13 protein-coding genes are annotated in these 9,391 nt (G+C 68.3%); 6 read left to right on the top strand and 7 right to left on the bottom strand.

The genetic code is table 11. The features are described from left to right. Positions 1-229, top strand: a 229-nt coding sequence (locus MQN93_RS43415; protein WP_242713874.1) for a DUF6510 family protein, incomplete at its 5' end; no start/stop codon positions are given. 67 nt (positions 230-296) lie between these two features. Here MQN93_RS43415 and MQN93_RS43410 read toward each other — a convergent pair. From MQN93_RS43410 to MQN93_RS43385, 6 genes are all read right to left on the bottom strand, one after another. Then, positions 297-1,301 carry a LacI family DNA-binding transcriptional regulator gene (locus MQN93_RS43410; protein ID WP_242713877.1) on the bottom strand — a complete coding sequence of 335 codons (1,005 nt, stop codon included), beginning with the start codon at positions 1,299-1,301 and terminating at the stop codon, positions 297-299. Between the two features lie 42 nt (positions 1,302-1,343). Then, positions 1,344-2,057: a nucleoside/nucleotide kinase family protein gene (locus tag MQN93_RS43405; protein WP_242713873.1), complete on the bottom strand. Its 714-nt coding sequence runs from the start codon at positions 2,055-2,057 to the stop codon at positions 1,344-1,346. After that, positions 2,054-2,941 (bottom strand): ATP-binding cassette domain-containing protein, encoded by an 888-nt coding sequence (locus tag MQN93_RS43400; RefSeq protein ID WP_016430211.1) that lies wholly within the window; start codon positions 2,939-2,941, stop codon positions 2,054-2,056. The genes MQN93_RS43405 and MQN93_RS43400 overlap by 4 nt, the downstream gene beginning before the upstream one ends. Beyond that, positions 2,938-3,954: an ABC transporter permease gene (locus tag MQN93_RS43395; protein ID WP_242713872.1), complete on the bottom strand. Its 1,017-nt coding sequence runs from the start codon at positions 3,952-3,954 to the stop codon at positions 2,938-2,940. The genes MQN93_RS43400 and MQN93_RS43395 overlap by 4 nt, the downstream gene beginning before the upstream one ends. A gap of 3 nt (positions 3,955-3,957) precedes the next feature. Continuing rightward, positions 3,958-4,980 (bottom strand): substrate-binding domain-containing protein, encoded by a 1,023-nt coding sequence (locus MQN93_RS43390; protein ID WP_242713871.1) that lies wholly within the window; start codon positions 4,978-4,980, stop codon positions 3,958-3,960. 197 nt (positions 4,981-5,177) lie between these two features. Next, positions 5,178-6,095 carry an NADP-dependent oxidoreductase gene (locus MQN93_RS43385; RefSeq protein WP_242713876.1) on the bottom strand — a complete coding sequence of 306 codons (918 nt, stop codon included), beginning with the start codon at positions 6,093-6,095 and terminating at the stop codon, positions 5,178-5,180. Between the two features lie 285 nt (positions 6,096-6,380). Here MQN93_RS43385 and MQN93_RS43380 point away from each other — a divergent pair, with 285 nt between their 5' ends. Further along, the gene (locus MQN93_RS43380) at positions 6,381-6,839 is read left to right on the top strand and encodes a hypothetical protein (protein WP_242713870.1); all 459 of its coding nucleotides are present in this window, start codon (positions 6,381-6,383) and stop codon (positions 6,837-6,839) included. A gap of 16 nt (positions 6,840-6,855) precedes the next feature. After that, on the top strand, positions 6,856-7,482 hold the full coding sequence (locus MQN93_RS43375; RefSeq protein WP_242713875.1) for a TetR/AcrR family transcriptional regulator: 627 nt from the start codon (positions 6,856-6,858) through the stop codon (positions 7,480-7,482). Here MQN93_RS43375 and MQN93_RS43370 read toward each other — a convergent pair. Then, a complete protein-coding gene (locus MQN93_RS43370; protein ID WP_242713869.1) occupies positions 7,479-7,874 on the bottom strand; it encodes a GNAT family N-acetyltransferase in 396 nt (131 codons plus the stop codon). The genes MQN93_RS43375 and MQN93_RS43370 overlap by 4 nt on opposite strands. Before the next feature lie 284 nt (positions 7,875-8,158). On the opposite strand from MQN93_RS43370, the gene MQN93_RS43365 reads away from it, so the two are divergent. The 3 genes from MQN93_RS43365 to MQN93_RS43355 all read left to right on the top strand — a co-directional run. Continuing rightward, complete coding sequence (locus MQN93_RS43365) at positions 8,159-8,464, top strand: DUF427 domain-containing protein (protein ID WP_242713868.1); 306 nt, start codon at positions 8,159-8,161, stop codon at positions 8,462-8,464. Between the two features lie 163 nt (positions 8,465-8,627). After that, positions 8,628-9,107, top strand: coding sequence for a redoxin domain-containing protein (locus tag MQN93_RS43360; protein ID WP_242713867.1), 480 nt, complete (start codon positions 8,628-8,630; stop codon positions 9,105-9,107). 33 nt (positions 9,108-9,140) lie between these two features. Then, the coding region (locus MQN93_RS43355) for an alcohol dehydrogenase catalytic domain-containing protein (protein WP_372504540.1) at positions 9,141-9,391 on the top strand (251 nt) is incomplete at its 3' end.

The raw sequence follows: 9,391 nt of genomic DNA, 5'->3' as shown, positions 1-9,391 counted from the left end.
GCCGCTCGCCGACATCTTCGCCGTCGATCTGACCGCGGCGACCAGCCGGTGTGCCCACTGCGGTTGCTCCGGGCCCGTCGCCAAGCTACACGTATATGCGCAGGCCCCGGGGCTGGTTGCCCGGTGCCAGGGCTGCGGGGAGGTGATGATCCGCCTGGTGAGCACCGTGGGGACGAGCTGGCTCGACATGCGCGGCGTCACCGTACTGGCGATCCCCACGGGGGAGTGACCGGCTGCGGCGGGGTCACCGGCCACGACGGAGTGACCGACCCAGCAGCCTCGTGCCGGCGCTCCGCTCAGACGGCACCGTCGGGAGGCGGGCAGCCGCAGGACTCCCGGTGCATGAACGTCGGGTTGATGGTGACCTTGCGGGGCGGCAGTGAGGGGGAGGCGATCCGGGACAGGGCCATGGAGACGGCCTGTTCGCCGATGGACAGGGCCGGTTGGGCCATGGCGGTCAGCCGGGGGTGGAAGAGATCCGCCCACTCGAAGTCGTCGAACGACACGAGGGCCATGTCGCCCGGGACCTTCAGGCCGGTGCTGCGCAGAGCGCGCATGGCGCCGATAGTCATGCGGTTGTTGCCCACGACCAGGGCCGTGGGGGGTTCGGGGAGGGACAGGAGGCGGCCGAGGGCGGCCTCAGCTCCGTCTTCGCTGGAGTCGCCGTTCGCCTCGTAGTCCGGGCGGACCTCGATGCCGTTGCGGCGCAGCCCCAACCGGTATCCGGCCTGGCGCTCGACGGTGGTGGTCAGACCGTCGCGTCCGGCAATCATGGCGATGCGGGTGTGGCCGATGGACGCCAGGTGGTCCACCAGGACCGCGGTGGGCTCGGTGTTGTCGACGGCGACCTGGTCGACGTCGGCGGGTACGAAACGGTCGATGGCGATGACGGGGACGTCGACCTTGTTCGCGTAGCGGATGGCCTGTGCGCCGTCGGACGAGGCGGCCAGGATGATCGCGCTGACCCTCCGGCGCAGCAGTTCACTGACCGCCTTCACTTCCATGTCCGCTTCGTCGTGGGTGTCGGCCAGCAGGACCGAGTAGCCGGCGGCCGAGGCGTGACGGTCGATGCCGTGAACGACGTTGCTGAAGTACGGGTTGGACAGGGCCGACATGGCCAGGCCTATGCTCCCGTACCCGGTGCTGTCCAGGGCGCGGGCGACCGGATCGGGGACGTAACCGGTCTCGGCCACGGCGTCCAGGACGTTGCGCACCGTGGCGGGCGCGACCGGACGGGTCTTGTTGAGCACGTGCGACACCGTCGACACGGAGACGCCTGCCCGACGTGCCACATCGGACATGGTGGGCGTCTGTCGGGGTGTTCTGCCTGCCATGTCCGGATCTTATCCAAGCTCGCTGAGCACCAGATCGGCCCGTTGGGCGGTGCTGCGGATGAGGGCGCTGGTGCTCTCGTCGACGCCGAGAGCCTTCGCACGGGCGGCCTGTGGAGTGAAGCCGTAGCTGATGTAACGGCGGGTCAGCCGCTCGCGCCGGGGCTCCGGGAGGGCGTCCAGGAACCAGGTCTCGTCCAGGAGGGACTTCACCTGACCCCATGAACCCTGCGTGGACAGCAGGAAGTTGCCGTCGACGATGACCAGGCGGTGGTGTGCCGCGACCTCGATCGCCCCGGCGACCGCGTCCTCCAGGTCACGGTTGAACTCCGGCCACCACACACTGCCTTCGGTCTCGGCGCGCGTGCGGCGCAGGAAGGCGACGAAGCCGTCGGCGTCGAAGGTCTCGATCGTGCCCTTGCGGGCGGTCTGCCCGCGGGCCGCGATGACCTTCTGCGCGAGATGGAACCCGTCCATCGACACGGTTACGGCGACCCCGGGCTGCCGCTGCTCCACCTCCTCCAGCAACTGCTCGGCGAACGTGGATTTCCCCGCACCGGGCTCTCCTACGATGCCGAGCAGGGCCCGCCCCTTCGCGCCGATCCGAAGGGCGCGCTCGACGAGGACATCCATCGCAGGGTCTCCGTAGAGCGGCATGCGGGGCGGGTGTCCCTTCCCGTCGATGCAGTTGTCGTCGTCGATACGGTTGCTGTCGGCGATCGTCATTCGGCGGACTCCGACGCGTGGGGGGAGGCGGGCTTCTCCTCGGGCATGTGCTGGGTGGTGCTCTCCAGGAGGGTGCCGTCGGCGGTCATCTGCAGGGCGCCGGTCATCAGGCCCACGACCTCCGTCATCGTGCACGACTTGGGCGTGACCACTGCGGCGCGCCTGCCCAGGCGGTGCACATGGATGCGGTCCGCGATCTCGAAGACCTGCGGCATGTCGTGGCTGACGAGGATGACCGGCATACCCCGGTCGCGGATCCGGGCGATGAGGTCCAGGACCTGCCGGGACTCCCGTACGCCGAGGGCTGCGGTCGGCTCGTCCATGATGATCAGCCGGGTGCCGAACATGGCCGCGCGGGCCACGGCCACGGCTTGTCGCTGACCGCCGGAGAGGGTGCCGACCAGTTGGGTGATGTCCTGGATGGTGGCGATGCCGAGCCGGTCCAGTTGCTCGGCGGCCTGGCTGCGCATCTTCTTGTGGTCGAGCATGCGCAGGCCCGAACCCAGCAGGCCCGGGCGGCGCAGTGGCCGGCCCAGGAAGAGGTTGGTGGCGATGTCCATCTGCGGTGCGACGGCGAGGGTCTGGTAGACGGTCTCGATGCCCGCCGCCCGTGCGTCACGCGGCCCGTGGAAGCGGACCGGCCGGCCGTCGAGTTCGATGGTCCCGGCGTCCGGGACGAGCGCCCCGCTGAGGGCCTTGATCAGGCTCGACTTGCCCGCTCCGTTGTCCCCGACGACGGCCAGGACCTCACCGGCGCGGATCTCGAAGTCGGACTCGCGGATGGCCACGACGTTGCCGTAGCGCTTGACCAGACCGCTCGCGCGCATCACCACGTCGCCGGTGCGCGGCGCGGGCGCCTGGGCCGATGCCTCGGGCTGGTTCATGCTGCCCTCCTGCGGACGACGCGGTCCACCGCGACGGCGACGATGACGAGGATGCCGGTGGCGACCTGCTGGTACAGGCTGTCGATGCCCGCCTGGGTCAGCCCGTTGGTCAGGACGGTGACGACCAGGGCACCCAGCACGGTGCCCGGGACGCCGCCGCGCCCGCCGAAGAGGCTGGTGCCGCCGATCACCACGGCGGTGATGCTGTCCAGGTTGCCCGTCTGGAACGCGTTCGGGTCGGCGTTCGGGATACGGCCCAGGGCCTGCCAGGCGGCGATGGCGTAGACGAACCCGGCGAGGACATAGACGCTCAGCAGGGTGCGGCGGGTGTTGATTCCGGTGAGCCGGGCCGCTTCCTCGTCGTCACCGACCGCGTAGACGTTACGGCCCCAGGAGGTCTGCGTGAGCAGGAACCACAGGCCGACGATGAGGATGATCGCGACACCCATGCCGTAGGTGACCTCGATCCGGCCGAACAGGTAGGAGCGTTCGCCCAGGAAGGTCAGCACACCGGAGGGCACGGAGAAGCTCTCGCCGTTGGCGAACAGCTGGCCCGTCGCGGTCAGCACGCTGAGCACGCCGAGCGTGACGATGAACGGAGGCAGCCGCAGCCGGGTCACGAGCGTGCCGGAGACGGCGCCGATGGCCGTGCACAGCAGTATGCCGACGATCAGGGCAACGCCCGCGGGCAGAGCGTCCTGGCTGAGCTTGGCAATGACGAGGGTTCCTAGCACCATGATGGCCGCGTTCGCCAGGTCGATGCCGGCGGTCAGGATGATGAGGGTCTGGCCGAGCGCGAGCGTGCCGATGACCAGGAACTGCTCCACGATCAGCGAAGCGTTGTCGATGTTGAAGAACGTGTCGGTCGTGGCCGAGAAGACGATCACGGCGATGACCAGCGCGGCCAGCGGGCCGGCGGCCGTGTTGCCGAGGGCCCGCGCGACAGCGGTCTTGGCCGGGGGACGAGTCGTGTCGCCCTCGGGCGCCACGGGGGAGGTCTGCGTGGTGGTCACGGATCAGCCCCAGCAGTTCTTCAGGCCCCAGGCCGTGTCCTTGGACTCCAGTCCGGACAGCGGCTTGTCGGTGATGAGCTGGGAGCCGGTGTCCGTGAATCCCGAGGGCTTCTTCTTGTCCTTCGCGTAGTCCACTACGGCGTCGACGCCCTGCTGGGCCATCTTCTTCGGGAACTGCATGACGGTGGCGGCGAACTTGCCGCTCTGCACGTTGCGTACACCCGTGCACGAACCGTCGATGGAGCCGATGACCACACCCGACTTGCCGCTGAGCGCCTGTGCCGCACCGGCGGCAGCGGGTTCGTTGATCGTGTAGACCGCGTTGATCCCGTGATCGCGCTGGTACAGGTTCTCCATCGCGGTCTGGGCCTTGGTCTGATCGCCGTTGGTCACGGCGGTGCCCTTGATCTCGGGGGAGCCGTTGGTGAGCCCGAAGCCCTTCAGGAAGCCCTTGTGCCGCAGGTCGTCCACGGTGGAACCGGGCGTGCCGTCGAGCACAGCGATCGCGGGCTTCTTGCCCTTCAGCGCGCCCTTGACGTACTGGCCCTGCTTGACGCCCGCGGCCTCGTTGTCCGTGGCGAACGTGGCGTCCACGGCACTGGCCGGGTCGGTCGCCGTGTCCAGCGCGATGACGACGATGCCCTTGTCGCGGGCGGCCTTGATGGCGCCCAGGACGCCGGTGGAGTTGCTCGGGGTGATGAGGATGCCCTTGACGTTCTGGGCGACGAGGTTGTTGATCGCGTCGACCTGGCCCTGGTTGTCACCGTCGAACTTGCCCGCGAGCGCGATCAGTTTGGCGCCCTTCTTGCTCGCCTCGTCCTGCGCCGACTCGCGCAGCTTGACGAAGTAGGGGTTGCTGTTGGTCTTCGTCACCAGTCCGATGGCGACCTTGCCGCCGGAGTCGGAGCCGTCGTCCGAACCGCCACTCTTGGTGGACGTACAACCGGCGACCAGCAGGGCCACGCCCGCCGCCGCGACGACCGGCACTCTCACGGACGCTCTGGCGGAGCTGCGCAGATGACTCATGACCTGCTCCTTTCGGCCGACGGGTCTCCCTCGACCCGCCAAGGCTGCGGCACAACCTAGTTCGCCGAAACCCATCTGCATAGGCATTGCGCAAAGCTTTGCGGAATTGATTGCCGTCCTTGGGGGACATGGGGGTCGGCACGCACGAACGCGGTGATGCCTTCCCTCACGGGCGAACGCGGATGACGGTCTTCCCTCTACGGACGGACGCGGATGATCGTCTTCCCGCTGACCCGCTCGGTCGGGTTGAACGCGGCCACGGCGTCGTCGAGGGTCGATACCGTGCCGATGTTCGTTCGCAGCCGTCCGTCCCGCACGCGGCGGACGATCTCACCGAGTTGGGCGCGATCGGATTCGACGACGAAGTCGATCGCCAGGCCGTCGGCCGGCCGGGCCTCGGGTGGCCCCGCGATGGTCACCAGCGTTCCTCCGGCGCGAACCAGGCCCGCGGACTGCCTGCCGACGTCCCCGCCGAAGACGTCGAAGACCAGATCGACTCCGCCGACGTCCTCCAGCGCGTCCTTCTCGAGGTCGACGAAGTCCTGCGCGCCGAGATCCAGCGCTGTCTGACGGTGAGCGGCGCGGCCCGTGCCGATGACGTGGGCCCCGGCCTCACGTGCCAGCTGCGTCACCACCGAACCGACCCCTCCGGCTGCACCGTGCACGAGGACGCTCTGCCCCGCTTGCAGCCGGCCGTGCTGGAACAACCCCTGCCACGCCGTCAGGCCGGAGATCGGCAGGCTCGCGCCCACGGTGAAATCGACGTCGCCCGGGAGCGGCGCGAGATTGCGCGCCTCGACGGCCGTGTACTCCGCCAAAGTGCCGTCGCGCGTCCAGTCCGTGAGGCCGAACACCCGCTGCCCCACCGACAGGCCGGTCGTGCCGTAGCCGAGGGTGGCGACCACTCCGGCCAGCTCGTGCCCGGGGACCGACGGGGTCCGGTCGCGGCCGAGGCGGTCGGTCCATGAGGAGGGCCACGTGAGCTCGTCCGGGGTGAATCCCGAGGCATGCACCTGAACGAGGACGTCGTTGCCCGCAGGGCTCGGCTTGGGCCGCTCGACCAGCGTCATCCCGGCCGTCCCGGCGGCCTGATCTGTCACCACAATCGCTTTCATCATGCACCTTTCCTTGCCGACTCGCCGTCCGCGCGAGATCTCCGTTTCGTCAGCACTTTCAGCACTTTCAGCACTTTCAGCACTTAGCGGCGTCACGTTCCAGCTTCTTACTCCTGGGCATGGGATGCGCGCGCTCCTGCGCATGGGATGTGCGTGCTCCTGCGCATGGGATGTGCGCGCTCCGGATCGCGTCGACAGCGCGGTGGCCCGGCACGGGAGACATGGACTATATAGTCCAACTATTGGCGCAGACTCTGCGTGGTGTCGACTGGTTGGGTGGGATGGATGACGACGCACTTCGCGGAGGTCCTGGCGCGCGAGAGTGCTTGTCTGGCCGGGGTTACCGACCGGGCGAAACTGGCGGACTGGCGCCGCCGCGTGGTCGAGGAACTCATGACCCCGTCGTCGCCGTACGTGTCGGCGCTGCATCAACCGGACGACCTGCGCGCCCGGGCCGCCTTCCTCGACCAGTGGCGCGAGCTCATCGCCGAGGCGGTTGACCGACTGCTGCGGCCAGGGCCCGGTCCCACGGGGGACAGGCGCGGAATGCCCGACCAGCCGTGCGGAGCCGACGCCGACGCCCAGAAGATCGCGGTGCTGATCCTTGCGGCGCTTCAGGGAGGCAGCACCCTTAGTCGGATCGCGCGAGACCCTCGGCCGCTCAACGCGGCACTCGACCTCGCGTTCGTGCCTTTTACGGCTACCGAGGGCAACCTCCCCGACGGGGAACGATCGGCCCGCTAAGTAACATGAACCCGTGATGACGACCGCTGACTCGCAGAACGGCAAACGCCTGACGGCGCGCGGCGCAAAGACACGGGCAAGGATCGTCGACGCGGCGGCCGACCTGATGTACGTCAAGGGAGTCGGGACCACCACGCTCGATGATGTGCTGGCGGCGAGCGGCGTGAGCAAGTCGCAGCTGTACCACCACTTCGAGGGCAAGGACGCGCTCGTGCGGGCCGTCGTCGACCACGTGGGGGAGCGCGTCATCGAGCGCGAGCGCAGGGCCCTCGGCCGTGTCTCGACGATCCGGGGCCTACGGCGGTGGCGTGATGCGCTGGTGCAGAACAGCGCCCTGCAGCACGGCGCCTACGGCTGTGCGCTCGGCTCACTGGCCGGCGAGGTCTCCGATCACGACGCTCTCGCACGCCACACCCTTTCCCGGTTGTTCACCGAGTGGCAGGGACTGTTGTCGGGCGTGCTACGACGGCTGCAGGATCGTGGCGTGCTCCCGGCCGAGGCGCCGATCGACCAGCTCGCGACCGGGCTCATGGCGGCCCTCCAGGGCGGATACCTGCTGGCCCAGACGGCGCGCGACGTCACACCGATGGCGACCTCGATCGACATGGCTCTCGCGCACATCGAGAGCCTGTCTGCAGGCTAGTGCCCGCTGGTCGTGTCCCGCGCGGTGTTGGTGGCGATGAAAGCCGAACGGTTGATGTCGACGGTCTCCTTCCAGTCCGGGTGGGCCTGGACGTAGTCGGCGACGAAACCGCAGTAGACACCGATCTTGGCCTGGCTCCGGCCCTCGCTCTGGCCCTCGCTCCGGCTCCGGCTCAGATCCTCCAGGGCGTAGCGCGCCATGGCTGACGCGATGCCCCGGTGCCGCATGTCGCTGTCCACATACGAGTGCGTGAGCGAGAAACGTCCGCCCGTCGTCTCGTAGGCCAGGGTGCCGACGACCTGGCCGTCGATCAGTGCTTCGTAGAGCCGGGCGGCCTCGTCCTTGCGTACCTCAACCGCGGCCGGTGATGGGTCCGTGCTCTGTTCTTGCATCGTTTGTCTCCAGTTGACCAGGGAAACTTGAACGGACGATATAGTCCAGTCTATGGCACGTCCCCGATCGCGCTGCCGCCGAATCGGCGCTGGCGGCCGAACGGCGATGAGTACACATGTGCGCGGATCGCGATGAGTACACATGTGCGCGGATCGCGATGAGTACACACGTGCGCGAATCGCCTGGGCGGAGTCAGGACGCAGGTAAGAAGCGGAGCCCTCCTCGACACCAACCACCGGTCGAGTTGCGGCTCGCGCAAAGCTACTTACGAGGGGATGGACCGATGAAGGCACTGGTTGGCGACACAGTCGTAGCCGAGGCTGCGAGCGAGGCAGTGGTCCTTGTCGAGGGAAACGCATACTTCCCGCCGGACTCCGTCACAGCCGACGTGCTCCGCGACAGCCCGACTCCGTACACCTGCCCCTGGAAGGGGAGGGCGCGGTATCACGACGTCGTGATCGGCGAGACGGTGCTTAGGGACGGCGCCTGGTCCTACCCGGACATCAAGGAGTCGGCGGCTGCACGTGTCGGTCGCGATTTCAGTGGCTACGTCGCCTTCGATGTGCGCGAGGTCCGAATCGAGAACTGACACGGCGTACCGACCCCGCTCAACGAGGTTCCGTTCGGCCGCACACAACACGCAGTCCGACGCGGGCGGGTGCGGCCCCCGCTGATGGCTTGCCACGCCATGCAATGCCATGTCGCATCGCGTCACGTCATGTCACATGGCGCCACGTCACAAAGGAGAATCCATGGGTCTGTTGAACACCGGCTCGGCGTTTCCCGCCGTGAGCGTCCACACGGTCGGCGGCGGCGACCTGGACATCCGTGAGGAGCTCGCCGGCAGCTTCGGCGTCGTCCTCTTCTACCGCGGTTCGTGGTGCCCGTACTGCACCGCGCAACTGAGGGCCTTCCAACGGGCCGGCGACCGATTCGCCCAGGAGGGGATCAAGGTCGTCGCGCTCTCCGTGGACGACGAGACCACGACCAAGGAACTCGTGGAGAAGCACAAGCTCACCTTCCCCGTCGGACACAGCGCCGACGCCCGCGCGATCGCCGCGGCAACCGGTGCCTTCGTCAACGACGAGCCACTGCACCTGCAGTCGACGGGCTTCGTGCTGGCGCCCGACGGCACCGTCATCACGGCGGTCTACTCCAGCGGGGCGATCGGCCGGCTCGTACCGGAGGATGTACTTGGCTTGGTCTCCCACCTCAAGAAGCGCATGGGCTGACAGCACACGCTCGTCAACATTGTGGAGTGACGGATGAAAGCGATCGTCGTGACGGACCCGGCCGCAGGCACGGCCGGAATGAAGCTGGTGGAGCGACCGGACCCGCAGACAGCGAGGCTCGCCAGCCTCGAAGGGGCGAACTACGGCGATGTCGTCGTTCAGGTTCATGCCTCGGGCTTCACCGGGGACGAACTGTCGTGGCCCTCGACCTGGATCGACCGCCTCGGCCGCGACCGCACGCCCTCGATCCCCGGACACGAGGTGGCGGGAGTGGTCACCGCCCT

It is taken from the genome of Streptomyces spinosisporus, from assembly GCF_022698145.1.
GTDB lineage: Bacteria > Actinomycetota > Actinomycetes > Streptomycetales > Streptomycetaceae > Streptomyces > Streptomyces spinosisporus.
The sequence above is the reverse complement of the archived record's forward strand: the minus strand, read 5'-3'. Positions and strand labels throughout refer to the sequence as shown.